This window comes from Pseudoalteromonas sp. Ps84H-4 (assembly GCF_024124645.1).
GTDB lineage: Bacteria > Pseudomonadota > Gammaproteobacteria > Enterobacterales > Alteromonadaceae > Pseudoalteromonas > Pseudoalteromonas lipolytica_C.
Genome location: NZ_JAMXSK010000005.1, coordinates 75615 through 92826, shown reverse-complemented (window position 1 = coordinate 92826; position 17212 = coordinate 75615). Strand labels below are relative to the sequence as shown.

At 41.8% G+C, this 17212-nt stretch carries 18 protein-coding genes; 14 read left to right on the top strand and 4 right to left on the bottom strand.

All coding sequences use genetic code 11. The annotated features are described in order from the left end of the window. Positions 1 to 7 precede the first annotated feature (7 nt). Positions 8 to 2815, bottom strand: coding sequence for a bifunctional [glutamate--ammonia ligase]-adenylyl-L-tyrosine phosphorylase/[glutamate--ammonia-ligase] adenylyltransferase (gene glnE / locus NH454_RS06980; RefSeq protein WP_253038612.1), 2808 nt, complete (start codon positions 2813 to 2815; stop codon positions 8 to 10). 72 nt (positions 2816 to 2887) lie between these two features. On the opposite strand from glnE, the gene NH454_RS06975 reads away from it, so the two are divergent. From NH454_RS06975 to ruvX, 6 genes are all read left to right on the top strand, one after another. Next, on the top strand, positions 2888 to 3781 hold the full coding sequence (locus NH454_RS06975; RefSeq protein ID WP_135923616.1) for a hypothetical protein: 894 nt from the start codon (positions 2888 to 2890) through the stop codon (positions 3779 to 3781). Positions 3782 to 3808: 27 nt separating this feature from the next. Beyond that, positions 3809 to 4270 carry a hypothetical protein gene (locus tag NH454_RS06970; RefSeq protein WP_135923615.1) on the top strand — a complete coding sequence of 154 codons (462 nt, stop codon included), beginning with the start codon at positions 3809 to 3811 and terminating at the stop codon, positions 4268 to 4270. A gap of 69 nt (positions 4271 to 4339) precedes the next feature. Further along, entirely contained in the window at positions 4340 to 5074 is a 735-nt protein-coding gene (gene rsmE / locus NH454_RS06965; RefSeq protein ID WP_253038611.1) for a 16S rRNA (uracil(1498)-N(3))-methyltransferase, read from the top strand. Positions 5075 to 5143: 69 nt separating this feature from the next. Beyond that, the gene (gene gshB / locus NH454_RS06960; protein WP_135923613.1) at positions 5144 to 6097 is read left to right on the top strand and encodes a glutathione synthase; all 954 of its coding nucleotides are present in this window, start codon (positions 5144 to 5146) and stop codon (positions 6095 to 6097) included. A gap of 24 nt (positions 6098 to 6121) precedes the next feature. Next, on the top strand, positions 6122 to 6679 hold the full coding sequence (locus NH454_RS06955) for a YqgE/AlgH family protein (RefSeq protein WP_135923612.1): 558 nt from the start codon (positions 6122 to 6124) through the stop codon (positions 6677 to 6679). 21 nt (positions 6680 to 6700) lie between these two features. Then, positions 6701 to 7150, top strand: coding sequence for a Holliday junction resolvase RuvX (gene ruvX, locus NH454_RS06950; RefSeq protein WP_135923611.1), 450 nt, complete (start codon positions 6701 to 6703; stop codon positions 7148 to 7150). On the opposite strand, the gene NH454_RS06945 is transcribed toward ruvX, so the two are convergent. From NH454_RS06945 to NH454_RS06935, 3 genes are read right to left on the bottom strand one after another with little or no spacing between them, the layout of a single operon-like run. Then, on the bottom strand, positions 7147 to 8016 hold the full coding sequence (locus NH454_RS06945) for a hypothetical protein (protein ID WP_235381787.1): 870 nt from the start codon (positions 8014 to 8016) through the stop codon (positions 7147 to 7149). The two genes, ruvX and NH454_RS06945, sit on opposite strands and share 4 nt — an antisense overlap. Further along, positions 8016 to 9149: a PilT/PilU family type 4a pilus ATPase gene (locus NH454_RS06940; RefSeq protein WP_135923610.1), complete on the bottom strand. Its 1134-nt coding sequence runs from the start codon at positions 9147 to 9149 to the stop codon at positions 8016 to 8018. Before NH454_RS06940 ends, NH454_RS06945 begins: the two co-directional genes overlap by 1 nt. A gap of 14 nt (positions 9150 to 9163) precedes the next feature. Next, positions 9164 to 10204 carry a type IV pilus twitching motility protein PilT gene (locus NH454_RS06935; protein WP_135923609.1) on the bottom strand — a complete coding sequence of 347 codons (1041 nt, stop codon included), beginning with the start codon at positions 10202 to 10204 and terminating at the stop codon, positions 9164 to 9166. 2 nt (positions 10205 to 10206) lie between these two features. Between NH454_RS06935 and NH454_RS06930 the strand changes: the two genes are divergently transcribed. The 8 genes from NH454_RS06930 (at position 10207) to NH454_RS06895 (ending at position 17211) form a co-directional block, all read left to right on the top strand. After that, positions 10207 to 10920: a YggS family pyridoxal phosphate-dependent enzyme gene (locus tag NH454_RS06930; protein ID WP_135923608.1), complete on the top strand. Its 714-nt coding sequence runs from the start codon at positions 10207 to 10209 to the stop codon at positions 10918 to 10920. Positions 10921 to 10937: 17 nt separating this feature from the next. Then, positions 10938 to 11759: a pyrroline-5-carboxylate reductase gene (gene proC, locus NH454_RS06925; RefSeq protein ID WP_138557180.1), complete on the top strand. Its 822-nt coding sequence runs from the start codon at positions 10938 to 10940 to the stop codon at positions 11757 to 11759. 23 nt (positions 11760 to 11782) lie between these two features. Then, complete coding sequence (locus tag NH454_RS06920) at positions 11783 to 12316, top strand: YggT family protein (protein WP_135923606.1); 534 nt, start codon at positions 11783 to 11785, stop codon at positions 12314 to 12316. A gap of 57 nt (positions 12317 to 12373) precedes the next feature. Next, positions 12374 to 12814 (top strand): DUF4426 domain-containing protein, encoded by a 441-nt coding sequence (locus NH454_RS06915; RefSeq protein ID WP_135923605.1) that lies wholly within the window; start codon positions 12374 to 12376, stop codon positions 12812 to 12814. 8 nt (positions 12815 to 12822) lie between these two features. Next, positions 12823 to 13422, top strand: a complete 600-nt coding sequence (locus NH454_RS06910; RefSeq protein WP_058586594.1) for an XTP/dITP diphosphatase — start codon at positions 12823 to 12825, stop codon at positions 13420 to 13422. Continuing rightward, positions 13419 to 14552, top strand: a complete 1134-nt coding sequence (gene hemW / locus NH454_RS06905) for a radical SAM family heme chaperone HemW (protein ID WP_235381779.1) — start codon at positions 13419 to 13421, stop codon at positions 14550 to 14552. Before NH454_RS06910 ends, hemW begins: the two co-directional genes overlap by 4 nt. A gap of 40 nt (positions 14553 to 14592) precedes the next feature. Beyond that, positions 14593 to 16428: a DUF885 family protein gene (locus NH454_RS06900; RefSeq protein ID WP_135923603.1), complete on the top strand. Its 1836-nt coding sequence runs from the start codon at positions 14593 to 14595 to the stop codon at positions 16426 to 16428. 99 nt (positions 16429 to 16527) lie between these two features. Beyond that, positions 16528 to 17211, top strand: a complete 684-nt coding sequence (locus NH454_RS06895) for a hypothetical protein (RefSeq protein WP_253038610.1) — start codon at positions 16528 to 16530, stop codon at positions 17209 to 17211. Position 17212 lies beyond the last annotated feature (1 nt).

Sequence of the window (17212 nt, the reverse complement as noted above, 5' to 3'; positions counted from 1 at the left end):
ATTTCGTTTAAGTATTATTGCTGTTTGCTATAAATACTTTCTGCCACGCGTTACTAACCAATGCTATGTGCTGAGTTAGCTCAGCACGTGGCGCACAACGACCTTGCTGATCTAAACTCATTACATGATAGCGTGAGCGATAGGTAATATATGCCTCGACTAATTCCTGCTGCATTTGCTCTGTGATACAACCTAAACGTGCAGCATCAGCTAAAATGCGCACGTTATCAGACCAAGTGGTTAGCTCTGGATGCTGCATCGCATTATTCAGCACCAAATATTGAGTGATAAACTCAATATCTGTGATACCACCTCTATCTTGTTTTAAATCAAACAGTTCATCATTCCCTTTCGCTAGGTGAGTGCGCATTTTTTCGCGCATCTCGATGACCTCTTTTTTTAGCTTTTCTGTATCACGTGCTTGGCACAACACATCTTTACGGATCGCAGTAAAGCGCTCGTGTAATGAAACTTGCCCATAAATCATGCGTGAACGGACTAAAGCTTGGTGTTCCCACGTCCATGCTTGAGTTTGCTGGTAGTGATAATAACTTTCTAAATTAATAGCCAGTAAGCCCGATGCCCCTTCGGGACGTAAACGGGTATCAAGTTCATACAAAATGCCAGACGCAGTTCGCGTGTTGAATAAGTGCATTAGTCGCTGCGCGAGCTTTAAATAAAACTGACGTGAATCAATTGATTTATCACCGTCGGTATAACTACTGCCATCGTGATTATGCACAAATACCAGATCAAGATCTGAGTCGTAGCCAACTTCAAAGCCGCCCGTTTTACCATATGCAATAACTGCAAAGCCCTTTTCTTGATCCGAGGTATTGGCTGGCCGACCAAAGCGCTCAACACAAGCATGCCATGCAATATTAACCGCTTGCTCTACAATAGCCTCAGCAAGCGCAGTAAGGTGATCGCTAACCTTCATCACACTAAGCACACCGGTTGCATCGGCGGCAGCAATGCGTAACTGATGCGTTTGTTTAAACTGACGAAGTGCTTCCATTTGCAGCTCTAAATCGCCATGTTCTATACGCAAAAAATACTGCCTAATTTCATCTTTGTAAGCAGATAAAGGCGTCGGTTTATAGAGCACCTGAGGATCAATCAGCTCATCGAGTAAGATTGGGTAACGCGAAATATGTTCACCAATCCATTTACTATGACAGCAAAGTGCAACCAGTTGATTTAATGCGCCTGGGTTTTCATATAACAGTTCAAGGTAAGCGGTTCGAGAAATAATTTTATTCAGCACTTGGCTTATCATGTTAAATGCTTCGCCACTTGCCTTGGCAACAGTAAGCTGTTTAAGCAACAGTGGCATTAATTTGTCGAGAATATCTCTGCCGCGCGTACCTATTTTTGCCTTCGTTAAGCGCGCTTTAAAGTCTTCAAGCGCCGCTTGCCAGTCAAGGTTAGGCTCGCACATCAAACTAACATCTGTCATCTCCCACGCGCTAATATACTCACTTTCACAGGGATCTGCGCTCTCACTTTCAAAGCCAATGACTTGCTCAAACTCATTATGTACTTCAGCCATCACCTGCTCGATTGCAGCTAGGCAATGGCTAAAATCAGCCTTATTAAGTAAATAACAAAGGCGCTGCTGATTAAGCTCATCATCAGGTAGTGTCTGAGTTTGTTTATCAGCAAAAATTTGTAAATACTGCTCTACACGGCGTAATTCTAGGTAGTTCTGTTTTAACAATTGCGCTTCCGTGGATGTCATAACTTGATTATTAACCAGCTCTTTTAAAGCCAACAGTAATGACTGCGTTTGCAAGTTTGCTTCTCGACCACCACGCACCATTTGCAGAGCTTGCACTACAAACTCCACTTCACGAATACCACCTGCACCGAGTTTTATGTTATTGGTTAAACGTTTACGACGTACTTCTTGAGCAATCATATGCTTCATTTTTCTAAGTGACTCAATCACTGAAAAATCAATATAACGCCTGTAAACGAACGGTCTTAACAGTTCGTAAAACTCACTCCAATAGCGATTCTCAGTACCAATTAAACGCCCTTTGAGCATGGCATAGCGTTCCCACTCTCGACCTTGTTCTTGATAATAATCTTCCATAGCATGGAAGCTCATCACCAATGGACCACTTTCGCCAAAAGGCCGCAAACGCATATCTACTCGAAAAACCTGGCCGTTCACTGTTGTCTGGTTAAGCGCCATAATTAACTTTTGCGCTACCTTGGTATAAAAAACTTGAGCTTCAACCGAACGACGACCACCTTGTGTGGCAACATCTCGAGGATAAGAAAAAATGAGATCGATATCCGATGAGTAGTTAAGCTCTCTTCCTCCTAACTTTCCCATACCAAGAACCAACATAGGGATGGCATTTCCGTCAGCATCGACTGGAGTGCCGCTTACTTTAGCAACTTGCGCAAAAGCCCATTGATTTGCGCTGTCAATAAGCTGGTTTGCCAGCTCAGAGATATAAGCAATGCTGTCAGCAATTGGGTTTGCACAACACAAGTCTAGATACGCGACTTTCAACCAATATTTTTCACGATATAAACGCAATTTTGCCATTGCTGCTGAATCGTCAAGTTCACTTAGGTCACTGTTACTTAGTGGCGACTCTACCACGCGGTTAGCACATTCTGTTTCATCAAGTAACCATGTTCTCAAAGCCGGCTGTGATTGTAAGCAGTGCCAAGCAAAATCACTTAATGATAATAACTTAGCGATATTTTCGTCGACATCTTGATCAGGGTATAAGCTAGTAAAGCGGGTTTGGCCTAACTGTTGAACTGACGTTGGAAGCGGATACGAATTACTCATTAAATACTCTCTTTTAACTTGCCAATAACCGTACTAGAATGATTATCAAAGATTTATTTAGCAGGGATCTGCATGTCATATTTATCATTATCTAACACTAGTTTAGTCGCGATTGCTATTAGTTTTGCGGTTATTTGTATCACCATAGTACTGCTGCGTATCCTAACGCAAATAAAGGCAAAACAAGCCCTTAAAGAAGAACTGGCGCAACATGATAATTTTGCTATGGGAATAAGCTTTGCCAGTGAGATCTTAGTTGTCATTGCTACCATTGCTTACATCTTTGATGAAATAAGTCTAAGCGCGGCTCAATCAAACCCTTTGAAAGTATTGATACTCATTTTTTTATTATTTTCTTTCATTAAGATTGGTCATTTAATACACCGAAAATGGATTTTATATCGCTTTAACGAAGAAGCGGCTATTTTAAAACAGAATGTCTGCGCAGCACTGGTTGATTCAGGTATGCTGATAGCTAACTGTATCATTTGTCTTGGTTTATACAATTGGTCGCATACACAAGGCTTTAGTAGTTTACTTATTGCTACCGTTAGCTTTTTTGTTATACAAGGCATGTTTGCTCTTGATACTAAGATCCGCGAGTACCGCTTTGCAAAAGCCAACCAAGGGGCATCGCTGCAAAGTAATTTCAATTTAGAAAACACATCTATCGGCATACGTTATGCCGGGAAATCGATCGGTCTAGCACTTTCCGGTTACGCTGGTCTTTCCAGTGCATCCTTTATTAGTGGTAAGATGGTAGAAAATTTATTCACTTTAGTATCACATTGTGGTGCTATGTGGGTGTTATTGTATGTTTTGAGCTACATTATTAAATATATTTCCTTACCCAATATTGATACATCTCTGGAAGTTGATCACCAAGATAATATTGGAATTGCGTGTATCGAATTTGCCGTTTTTGGTGCTATAGGCTATTTACTAATTAGTATGTTTTCAATTTGATCAGAAGTGTTTGAATCGTGGGGCTTTATGCCAAATAAAATTAATAATTTTTTATTAGTCGATATCGACAATGAGTTTAGTCGAGCATTCGCTGAGCATTATTTTGCTAAAGCTGAAAGCTCTACACTTGTTGTGGCTGGTGCTAATAGCCGACAAATGGTCAAGCTGATGTTCGATGAACTAATTAAAGATTATTGCTACTGCGATTTTAGCAATGAAATAAGCGTTTCTGAGCTAGCCAGCTATTTGCACGAGCATCACACAATACAGGGAGTACTCATTAATCTAACTGATTACCAACTGGCTGATGATGCACAAAAGTTTATTTATAATTCATTACACAAGATAAGGTACTTAGTTCAACAAGACGAGCAAGGTTTTAGCTTTACCCCCTGCCCTGATGCTGCTCATATTAACCACCTTTCTTGCCAATCTGAGATTGCCGAAACTACCGCTCACGTCTTAAGTGCAAAAGACGACCTTAAATAACAAATAAATAATTGCACCTAAACCGCTGTATACTTACCATATTGCTAAAATTATTGATAAGTGACAGCCATGCGAGTACCTCATATTTACCAACCTTCAGCGATTTCTTTAAACACTCCTGTAGCACTTGATGATGATGCAGCAGGTCATGTTGGCCGAGTGTTACGTATGCAAGTCGGAGATAAAGTATCTATTTTTAATGGCGAAGGTGGTGAATACCTCAGCGAAATCATCGAGGTTAGTAAAAAAACAGTTGTTGTTGAGCCGCAAGAGTTTATCGATCACGACGTTGAATCACCACTTAAAATTCACTTGGGCCAAGGCATCTCTCGTGGCGATAAAATGGATTTCACCATTCAAAAATCGGTGGAATTAGGTATCACTGAAATCACCCCTATTTTTAGTCAACGCTGTGGTGTAAAACTGAGTGGCGACAGACTGCAGAAAAAACACCAACAATGGCAAAAAATTGCAATTGCTGCAGCTGAGCAATCTGGCCGTAACTTCGTGCCTGTTGTGCATCCACCTATCGATATAAAAGAGTGGTTAGAACAAGCTAGCGAAGCAATTAAACTTACCCTACACCCTCGCGCTGAGCATAGTATTAAAACCATTCAAGTGCCTAGCGAAGGTGTGCGCTTTTTAGTTGGCCCTGAAGGCGGTTTTACTGATGAAGAAATTAACATTGCAAAGCAACAAGCCTTCGTTGATATTCGCTTAGGCCCACGCGTACTTCGAACAGAAACAGCCGCATTGACTGTTTTAAGCGCATTGCAATTACAGTTTGGCGACTTAGCCAATTGAAAATGGTAAAAATACCCATATATCAAAGTTACTAAATACAGTATGGCACTTCGATTCTAAGGCAAAAATATGGCAATTAAGTTAGGCATAATCTCTGATCCAATTAGTGGCTTTAACATTAAAAAAGACACTGGCTTCGCAATGATGATGGAAGCACAAAAACGTGGCTACGAACTTTATTACATGGAAATGGACGACCTGTCACTGCGTCAAGGTCAAGGCTATGCAACAGCTGCCAAAGCCCGTGTATTTGACGATGTAAATCATTGGTACGAATTAGAAGAAAAAGCCACCGTTGCCCTTGCTGATTTAGACGTGATCTTAATGCGTAAAGATCCACCTTTTGACACTGAATATATTTACGCAACCTATATTTTAGAGCGCGCAGAACAAGCTGGCACATTAGTTATTAACAAACCGCAAAGTTTGCGTGATGCAAATGAAAAACTGTTCACCGCTTGGTTCAGTGAACATACGCCAGATACATTAGTAACGCGAAGCCAAGCAGATATTCGCGCATTTTTAGCTGAGCATAAAGACATCATACTAAAACCACTTGATGGTATGGGTGGTGCCTCTATCTTCCGTGTTAAAGAAGATGATGCCAATATTGGTGTAATTTGCGAAACATTAACCGAGCACGGTAGCCGTTTTGCAATGGCACAAAACTATATTCCTGAAATCAAACAAGGCGATAAACGTGTCCTTGTCGTTGATGGTGAAGTCATGCCTTACTGCCTAGCTCGAATTCCACAAAATGGCGAAACGCGCGGTAATCTAGCAGCAGGTGGCCGTGGTGAAGCTCGCCCTATTAGCGAATCAGATCGCAAAATCGCCGAAGCAGTCGCACCAACGTTAAAAGAAAAAGGCCTTATTTTTGTGGGCTTAGACATTATTGGTGACCGCTTAACTGAAATCAACGTCACTGCGCCGACTTGTGTAAAAGAAATTGAAGCCGCGTACGACATTTCTATCACTGGTAAGTTATTTGATGCCATTGAGAGCAAACTGAGCCATACTTAATCTAAACAACAAAAGGGGCGACCTATGCAGTCATTAGAGAATCATTTCTTAATCGCGATGCCAAGCATGCAAGACCCTTTTTTTAAACGTGCTGTCACTTATATTTGTGAGCACAATCAAGAGGGTGCTATGGGGCTGGTTATTAATCAGCCTATTAATATTACTGTGGGTGAATTACTCGATAAAATCGAGATTGATAACGACAAAAATAAGCAAGCCGCAGGCCTTGCTGTTTATGCTGGCGGCCCCGTAAAAACAGACCGCGGCTTTGTGTTACATTCTCCTAAGCATGGCTATTCATCAAGCCAAAAGCTTAGCAGTGATATTATGATCACCACTTCAAAAGATGTGCTGGCAAGCTTAACCACTAATGAAGCACCTGAACAATTTATTATTACTTTAGGTTATGCAGGTTGGGAGCAGGGTCAACTTGAGCAAGAGCTGCTAGAAAATTCATGGCTTATCATAAAAGCAGATCCAGATATCATCTTCAACACCCCTGTTGAAAAGCGCTGGGAAAAAGCGGTATCCATGTTGGGGTTTGATGTAAGTCAGCTAAGCTCTGAAGCCGGCCATGCCTAACATAAATGAATTATTGAAACTATGACAAAAAGAACATTTAAGCCCGTAGGTGAGCGCACCGTTATGGGCTTTGATTTTGGCACCAAAAGTATTGGTATCGCCATAGGCCAAGAGCTAACCGGCACAGCCTCAAGCCTTCAAGCAGTGAAAGCCAAAGACGGTATTCCTGATTGGCAGCAAATAAAAAAGCAAGTAGATGACTGGCAACCAGATCTAATGGTAGTTGGTTTACCGCTTAATATGGATGGCAGCAATCAAGAAGTCACTTTTAAAGCCAAGAAGTTTGCAAACCGTTTGCATAATCACTTTGCTATCCCGGTTGAAACTCAAGACGAACGACTAACAACCGCAGATGCCAAAGCGCGTTTATTCGAACAAGGTGGTTACCGTAACCTTGGTAAAGGTAACGTTGATAATATGTCTGCGGTGATCATCTTAGAAAGTTTTTTTGAGCAATCTTATGGCGACTAACGCGCTTTGTTAATCACGGTATAGTCGTTTAAATCTGGAATAAAGCCTGCCTCTCGGTAGGCTTTTTCAATAGCGCTGCTATTACGAAGCTGCTGTAAGCCTTTTTGAATTGCTGCAAAGGCGGCTTTTCCGTCTGGATGCTTTTTCGAAATAATAAAGTGGCGGCTATCATTTAATTGCAATACCACGTTAGGCACTGCAACCAGTTCAATATTTTCCAAACTGTAACGATTATTGAGACTTGGCATTAAAGGCATCATCATAAAATCAACCCACTGCATCGATACCGTGCGGACTTGCCCAAGCCACTCATCTTCTCTGAGCAGCTCTTTGAGCGGTAGAGCCGATAACGTTTGCCAGTCAGTTTGCCAACGAGGTGTTGAAACCGCAGTTAATTGCTTAAAGTCAGCAAACTGCTTTAATTGCAGTGCTTTTTTATTGTTTGGGGACGTGAATATACCAGCAAAATATTCACCATTACGGATCACGGGATCTGAAATATACACAGACTCAGCAAGCTGCTTTGCATCTACTGACCACACACTATCAAAGCTAAGTAATAACTGGCCATCTTCTAACAGCTTGGTGTTACGGTAATTAGCATTACCTTTGTGATAGCGAAATGATTTATTGAAACCACCTAAGCTCAACGCTTGTTGAGCAATGATCATATCAACTACATCACGGCGGATGTAAGCTCCACTAAAGTCTTTTACTTCAATAGGTTTACGACCATTTAAGAAGCGACTGTAATCGTCATAAACATCATCGCGGATAAAAATAACAACATCTTCAACAACATTACTAGACGCCTCAAAGGCAGTTACCAGCAGTATAAAGGCAGCTATAATTATCCGCGAAAACATTATATATCGCTCTTCTCGTCAAGGCCGTCGATGGTAACACCTTGTAAGAAACCAGCACCTTTTTGCTCATTATTTTGCAACTTGATCATCAAGCGCAAGTCGTTTGGTGAGTCGGCATGATGAAGCGCATCAGCGTAATTAATTCGACGCTGTTTATAAAGCTCAAATAACGCTTGGTCAAAGGTTTGCATGCCCATTTCTTTCGATTTCGCCATGGTTTCTTTGATAGAGCCAATATCACCACGTTTGATAAGCTCTGCCACCATCGGTGAGTTAAGCAGAATTTCGATAGCTGCAACACGGCCTTCACCATCGGCTGTAGGTATCAACTGCTGGGCAACAATGGCACGTAAGTTTAGTGCTAAGTCATACTTTAATTTATCGTGCTTCTCTTTTGGTACTAAGTGCATGATACGGTCAATGGCTTGGTTGGCGTTGTTGGCGTGCAGTGTTGCTACACACAAATGACCGGTTTCGGCAAAGCTTAGGGCATATTCCATGGTTTCTTGGGAGCGTATCTCACCAATCAAGATAACATCGGGTGCTTGACGCAGTGAACTTTTCAGAGCGGATTCAAAGCTTTCTGTATCTAAACCAACTTCACGTTGGGTGATAATACTTTTACGATGTTCATGAACAAATTCAATCGGGTCTTCAATCGTTAAAATATGACCACGTTGATTGCGGTTACGATAACCCAGAAGCGCTGCTAATGACGTTGATTTACCGGTACCTGTACCACCCACAAACAATACTAAACCACGCTTTGCCATGATCACATCGGTCAGTGTTGACGGCAGACCAAGCTCATTAACGTCCGGTATTTTCGTCACGATACGACGAATAACCATACCGGCACGATCTCGCTGCCAAAAAGCAGAAACACGGAAACGCCCTTCATCTGTCGCTATAGCAAAATTACACTCTTTAGTGTCATGAAATTCTTGGCGCTGCTTATCGCTCATCGCAGACTCAACTAAAGCCAGAGAGCTTTCATCTGAGAGCTTCTCATCAGTAAGATGCACAAGCTCACCATTGATTTTTGCACTCACTGGTAATTGGCTCGAAACAAATAAGTCAGACGCTTTTTTATCGATCATTACTTGTAAAAAGTGATTTAAAGGTAAAGACATCTTAAGTAACTCCGTTAGCCACCAAATTGAGTTTTATCTTGCGCTTTCGCACGTGCATCATTGGTTGTAATGATACCGAAGTTAACTAAGCTTGCTAAACATTGATCCATCGTTTGCATACCATGCGAAGCACCTGTCTGAATCGATGAGTACATTTGCGCAATCTTGTCTTCACGGATCAAGTTACGAATTGCAGGAATACCGATCATAATTTCATGAGCAGCAACTCGACCACCACCGACTTTTTTAAGTAATGTTTGCGAGATTACGGCACGTAATGATTCAGATAGCATTGATCGCACCATGTCTTTTTCTTCACCTGGGAATACGTCGATGATACGGTCGATAGTTTTTGGCGCAGAGGTAGTATGCAAAGTACCAAACACTAAATGACCGGTTTCTGCTGCAGTCATCGCAAGACGAATTGTTTCAAGGTCACGCAGCTCACCAACTAAGATAACATCAGGGTCTTCACGCAACGCACTTCTAAGCGCATTCGAAAAGCTATGCGTATCACGGTGAACTTCACGCTGGTTAATCAAGCTCAATTTATTCTCATGTACGAATTCGATTGGATCTTCAATCGTCAAAATATGATGGTGCTTATTCTGATTGATGTAATCGACCATTGCTGCCAGTGTCGTTGATTTACCGGAGCCGGTAGGCCCTGTCACCAACACGAGACCACGAGGGTTATCTGCAATGGTTTTAAAAATATCCGGTGCACCTAAGTCATCTAGAGTCAGTACATCACTAGGGATAGTACGAAACACCGCAGCCGGGCCACGGTTTGAGTTGAATGCATTAACACGAAAACGCGCAAGATTAGGTACTTCGAAAGAAAAATCCACTTCGAGATTTTGTTCGTAGTCCTTACGCTGATTATCGTTCATAATATCGTATACCAGACTATTTACATCTTTTTGTTCTAATGCTGGAATATTAATACGACGTACATCGCCATCAACGCGTATCATAGGTGATACGCCTGATGATAAGTGTAAATCCGAGGCTTTGTGTTGCACACTAAAGGCCAATAATTCGGTAATATCCATTTATGACTCCACAACCAACTGATAATTATATGGTTACAATAGCAGAACGACTTACATCCGCCTATGCCAGAATTGCGCAAGCTGCAAAAAATAATCAACGTAATGAGCAATCAATAAACCTATTGGCTGTCTCAAAAACCAAACCAACCGACGATATCATTGCTGCTTATGAACAAGGCCAACGATTGTTTGGCGAATCTTACGTACAAGAAGCAGTAACAAAAGTGGCTGCCCTTGCTGAATACAAAGATATTGTTTGGCATTTTATTGGCCCTATTCAATCGAATAAAAGTGCACTTGTTGCCAGCCATTTCGACTGGGTGCAAAGTGTTGACCGTATAAAAATAGCCAAACGTCTGAACGAACAACGTCCCTCGGATAAATCACCGCTGAATGTATTAATTCAAGTAAATATTAGTTTAGAAGAGGCTAAGTCAGGCTGCCACCCCGACGAGGTAATGACATTGGCAGAATTTATCAGTCAATGTGATAATTTATGTCTCAGAGGTGTGATGGCTATTCCCGCCAAAACGGACGATACGGCGCAACAATTACAATATTTTGAGCAATTAAGCGCTTGCTTTGATAAACTAAAGGCCCAATATCCCCAAGTAGACACCTTGTCGATGGGTATGAGTAATGATGTTGAAGCGGCAATTGCTGCAGGTTCAACCATGGTACGCATTGGCACGGATATATTTGGCCAACGAAATTAAAAGGTGATAACAGACATATGTCAGACAAAAAAATCGCATTTATAGGCACGGGTAACATGAGCTACGCCATTATCGGTGGCATGGTAAAGAACGGTTTTGCAGCTAAAAATATTATTGCAACCAATCGCAACCAAGAAAAATTAGCTAAGGTTGCTGCTGATTTCGGGGTGCAAACTACCGCGGATAACAACGCGGCACTTCGCGATGCAGATGTAATTGTCTTGTCTGTTAAACCACAAATGATGGGTGATCTTTGCCAATCATTCCAAGATTCTGGTGTTGATTTTAGCGACAAGCTATTTATTTCAGTGGCAGCAGGTCTTACCGTAAAACGTTTACGTGAAATGCTAGGCCAAGATGTGAAAATGGTGCGTTGTATGCCAAATACACCATCATTGCTTGGTCGTGGCGTATCTGGATTATTCGGCGCAGATGAAACCGCTGAAGAACATGAGTTTGTTCAACAGGTATTCGAGTGTACAGGTATTGTTAAATGGGTAGAACACGAGTCTCAAATTAACGATATTATCGCTGTGACAGGTTCATCACCTGCTTACTTTTTCCTATTCATGGAAGCCATTGAAGAAAAAGCAAAAGCCCTTGGTTTTAGTGATGAAGATGCACGCCGCTTAGTACAGCAAACGGCGCTTGGCGCAGCTGAAATGGCACTTTCACAACCAGATATCAGCATAACTCAGTTACGAGCAAATGTTACATCGAAAGGCGGTACAACTCATGAAGCGGTAGAGCACCTTAAATCACAAGGTTTAGTCGCTACAGTTGCTGATGCAATGGACGCCTGTATCGCTCGCGCTCAGGCAATGGAAAAAGAACTTTAAGCTTACTTTTTGAAGGTAAAACTATGCAAGCCATGCAATTTTTAGTTGGGATTGTTTTCGATCTCTTTTTAATGGTGGTCCTTTTACGCTTTTGGTTACAAACGGCAAAAGCGGACTTTTATAATCCAATTAGCCAATTTGTAGTAAAGGCAACATCATTTGCAGTAAATCCTCTTCGTAAAATTATTCCGGGATTGGGTGGCTTTGATATGGCATCGTTAGTCCTTGCATATCTTGTAGCCGTAGCCAAAATTAGTGTGATTTTACTGATGTTTTACGGTACCTGGTCTCCAGCACCAGTATTTGTTTCTGCTTTAATGACTGTAATAAAAGAAGGCTTAAATCTGTTATTTTGGGTCTTAATAATTCGTGCATTATTGAGCTGGGTAAGCCAAGGTTACAATCCTATTGAGGCCGTTTTTCATCAGCTGACTGAACCTATGCTTCGCCCTATTCGTAAAATCATTCCACCACTTGGCGGTCTTGATTTATCGATTTTAGTACTGATCATTGGTCTACAGTTTTTACAAATCTTATTGATGGATTTTATAGGCTAAGTAATAACAACTACATCAAGAGGCCGAAAAGGCCTCTTTTGTTAAGTGAGATATAGCATGAAGCAAGTTATTTATTTTTCTTTGATTTTATTGAGTTTATTTACAACTCTTGCCCAGGCAGATGAACAAGCAGGCGCTCAGTATAAGGTACTTGGCCCTTGGGAAGTTCACTACATTGCATTTCCATCGACCTTTATTCAGCCTAGCATCGCCAAAAACTACGATTTAGACCGCAGCCCTAACAAAGGGATAATCAATATTTCGGTATTAAAAAACAGCGATAAAACAGCGCAGACTGCAACTTTAACAGGCACAGCGCGCAACCTGCTTGGCAATAAAAAGCAGCTTGAATTTAAAGAGGTTGTTGAAGGCGATGCAATTTATTACCTCGCGCAAATCGATTACAGCAACGAAGAAATTTACCGTTTTGATATCGAAATTAATCAAAATGGCAAAGTACAAACGCTGAAGTTTCAGCAAAAATTTTACGTAGATTAATAGACCCTATGAACAACACCTTGGTTTTAGCCACGGGTAATCCTGGCAAAGTAAAAGAGCTGGCAAGTATGCTCAGCCCACTTAATATTAACGTGGTTCCACAAAGTGATTTTCAAGTACCTGACGTACCAGAGACAGGCACCACATTTGTTGAAAACGCCATTATTAAAGCGCGTCATGCGGCAAAGATCACGGGCATGCCTGCGATTGCCGATGACTCAGGTCTGGAAGTAGACGGCCTAAATGGTGCGCCGGGTGTGTACTCTGCACGCTTTGCTGGAGCGGGTGCGAGTGATCAAGATAATATCGACAAGCTATTAAAAGAGCTTGCTGATAACCCTGTTCGTAGTGCGCGTTTTTGGTGTGTTTTAGTATTAATGCGCCACGCCGACGACCCGACACCACTTATTTGTAGTGCCAGTTGGGAAGGCGAAATCACCCATAGCCAAGATGGTCAGGGTGGGTTTGGTTATGATCCTGTTTTTTACGTACCGTCTGAGCAATGCACGAGCGCCCAGTTAACTAAAGAGCAAAAAAATGCCCTTAGCCATCGCGGCCAAGCTTTAAAACAACTACTTGCGCAATTGCAGCAAAAAGGCGGCCTGTGAGTTTACCGCCTTTAAGTTTATATGTGCACGTGCCTTGGTGCGTGCAAAAGTGCCCATACTGTGACTTTAATAGCCATGGCCAAAAAGGCACAATCCCCGAAAAAGAATACGTTCAGCATCTTATTGATGATCTCAAGGCCGATTTGCACCTAGTACAAGGGCGTAAAATCCACAGTATCTTTATTGGTGGCGGTACTCCAAGCTTATTAACTGGTGACGCTTATACTCGCCTGCTTGGTGAAGTCGACAGATTAATTGGCCTAAGCGATGACTGTGAAATTACCCTAGAGGCTAACCCTGGTACTGTCGAAACCGGTCGCTTTAAAGAGTATGTTGCCGCTGGCATTAATCGTATTTCGATTGGTGTGCAAAGCATGCAAAACGACAAGCTAAAAGCCCTTGGCCGCATCCATGGTGCAGATGAAGCAAGCTATGCGGCTAAACAGGCGCACCAAGCGGGGCTAAACAGCTTTAACCTCGATTTAATGCATGGCTTACCCGGACAATCTGTTGAAGATGCCTTGGGCGACCTTGAAAAAATCATCGCCCTTAATCCTCCCCATATTTCTTGGTATCAGCTAACAATTGAGCCAAACACTCAGTTCGCGTCAAAGCCACCGACCTTGCCTCATGATGACATCCTTTGGGATATTCAAGAGCAAGGACAAGCCTTACTAGCTGCAGCAGGTTATGAGCAATATGAGATCTCAGGTTACGCAAAGCCAGGTTACCAATGCCGTCATAACCTGAATTATTGGCGATTTGGCGATTATCTCGGTATCGGCTGTGGCGCTCATGGTAAAATTACTGATGAAAATAAAGTCATCACCCGTACGGTAAAAGTTAAACACCCGCGCGGTTATATGGATCTAGCTAAACCGTATTTATATGAGCAATGGCAAGTAACCAAAGACGACTTAGCCTTTGAATTCTTTATGAATCGTTTTCGCTTAGTTGAACCGTGTCCGAAAGCTGATTTACCTTTGCTTACAAGTTTGTCACTGCAAAGTCAGGAACAAGCCTTGACTGAAGCGATTGCAAAAGGCCTACTAATTGATGATAAAGATAACTGGCAGGTAAGCCCTAAAGGCCAACGTTTTTTGAATGACCTGCTAGAATTATTCGTTTAAGAATTATAATTAAATTTCTAACAACTACAAAGGAACGATAATGCGTAAACTGACCTTCATCGCTGCGGCGGTAAGTGTTGCATTACTTGGCGGCTGCCAACAAATGCAAGAGCAACCAACGCCTGCACCAAGTGTACAAAGCCAACCTGTACAAAGTGAAATCGATAAAGCTAATGCCTTCTTCGAAGATACTTTTAACCGTGACGTAATGAAAAGCCCTATTTATCAAACATACATGGGCATCAAAAAAGATTACGACAAATGGGACGATGGCAGTGAAGAGCGCGTTTTAGAAGACTTTGAACAAACTAAAGCTGACCTAGTTGCGCTTAACGCAATTAACCGCGACCTATTAGATGACGCAACAAAAGTAAGTTACGACCTTAAAAAGCAAGACCTTGAAAACGAAATTGCTGATTTCAAATGGCGTCATTACAACTACCCGGTGAACCAAATGTTTGGTGTTCACTCAATGATCCCTGCGTTTTTAATCAACCAACATCAAATTGCCGATGTCTCTGATGCAAAAGCGTATATCTCGCGTTTAAATGGTGTTACAACGGTTATTGATCAACTAATCAAAGATCTTGAAGTACGTGCAGATAAAGGCATTATCGCGCCTAAGTTTGTTTTCCCACACGTGATTGATTCAAGCCAAAATATCTTACGCGGCGCACCATTCCACGACGGTGAAGACTCAACATTACTTGCTGACTTTAAACGTAAAGTAAACGCATTAGAGATTGCCGACAGCGAAAAATCTGCACTTATCAGCGATGCTGAAAAAGCCTTAAAAGCAGCAGTAAAGCCTTCTTACACTAAGTTAATTAATTTCTTAGCTCAGTTAGAAAAACGCGCTGATGACCGTGATGGTGCTTGGAAATTCCCTGACGGCGAAGCGTTCTACAATAATGCCTTAGCACGTACCACAACCACTGATTTAACTGCGAAAGAAATTCACACAATCGGTTTAGCTGAAGTCGCGCGTATTCACGACGAAATGCGTGCAATCAAAGACAAAGTAGGCTTTGAAGGTGACCTTAAAGCATTCATGCAATTCATGAAAACTGATAAGCAGTTCTACTACCCTAACACAGCAGAAGGTAAACAACGTTACCTTGATGAAGCAACGGCGCTTATCGATAACATGAAATCTCGTTTAGACGAGCTATTCATTGTTAAGCCAAAAGCTGACCTTAAAGTTAAAGCTGTAGAAGCATTCCGTGAAAAAGCAGCAGGTAAAGCGTTCTACCAACAACCTGCGCCAGATGGTTCACGCCCAGGTATTTATTACGCAAACCTTTACGACATGGAAGCAATGCCAACATACCAAATGGAAGCACTTGCATACCACGAAGGTATTCCAGGCCACCACATGCAAATTGCTATCGCGCAAGAGCTTGAAGATGTGCCTAAGTTTCGTAAGTTTGGCGGCTACACAGCGTATGTTGAAGGTTGGGGTTTATACTCTGAACTAGTACCAAAAGAAATGGGCTTATATGAAGACCCATATTCAGATTTTGGTCGTCTTGCTATGGAACTATGGCGTGCATGTCGACTAGTAGTAGATACAGGTATCCACGCTATGAAGTGGACACGTCAAGAAGGTATCGACTACTACGTAAATAACACACCAAATGCGACCTCTGATGGCGTTAAAATGGTTGAGCGTCACATTGTAATGCCTTCACAAGCAACGGCATACAAAGTGGGCATGCTGAAAATTTTAGAGCTTCGTGAAGGAGCTAAAGAAAAACTTGGCGATAAATTCGATATTCGTGAATTCCACGATGTAGTACTTAAAAATGGTGCAGTACCATTAAATGTACTAGAGAAGTTTGTTGACCAATGGGTTGCTAAGAAACAAGCAGCTTAAGCAATAAAAACTTGAAAAAGGCCGCTCAGCGGCCTTTTTTATTTATTTAAACAAGTAGTTGAGCTATAAATGTATAAATAATAAAAAACGGGTAATTCCATGCAAAGCGCGATAGAGCAACTGAACAGCCGACTTCAACATCATCAGTTAAAAGAACTTATTGCCGATTATCAAAGCTTGTCGGGGGTTTTACAAGCGGCACAGTTACAGCACATCTATCAATTAGCTTGCAGTAGTGAAGTTAAATACCTTTTTTTACAAAATGTTGCAGCGCATTTACTTGAAGCAAGCCCGCTGCCAAGCGAAGCTGTTGCCTTGATTGATGATATTGATAAGCTGAGCTTTTTCACGCCTGGCCTTAAGTTTCAAAATGCTTTTTGTGTTACAGACAACCAAGGTAATACTCTACTACATCATTTATTTACGCTGTGTCAGCCAGGTAAACTCCCCTTTAACTATTTGCGTTCGTTAATGTTATTTGAAAGCAACGAAAGCTTAGGCGTTGCTTTAAAAACATTGAATAAACAGCAGCTCACTCCTATTGGTTGCTTTATAGCGCAAAACAGTACGACTCAAATGCTAGCAAAGCATGAGTTCTCCGCATTATTAGCCATGATGGAAGTCGACCAAAGCCACAGCCCTAGTGCAGTCAGTGCCTTAATAAACACCCTTAAACAATTTTATGGTGCCAATCAACCAACGAGTGCCGACAGTAAAGTTTTACTGTGTGCGGCCTATTTGCAAGTGCCAACGGCGCAGTTATTAAACGCCCTTAATCAATAAT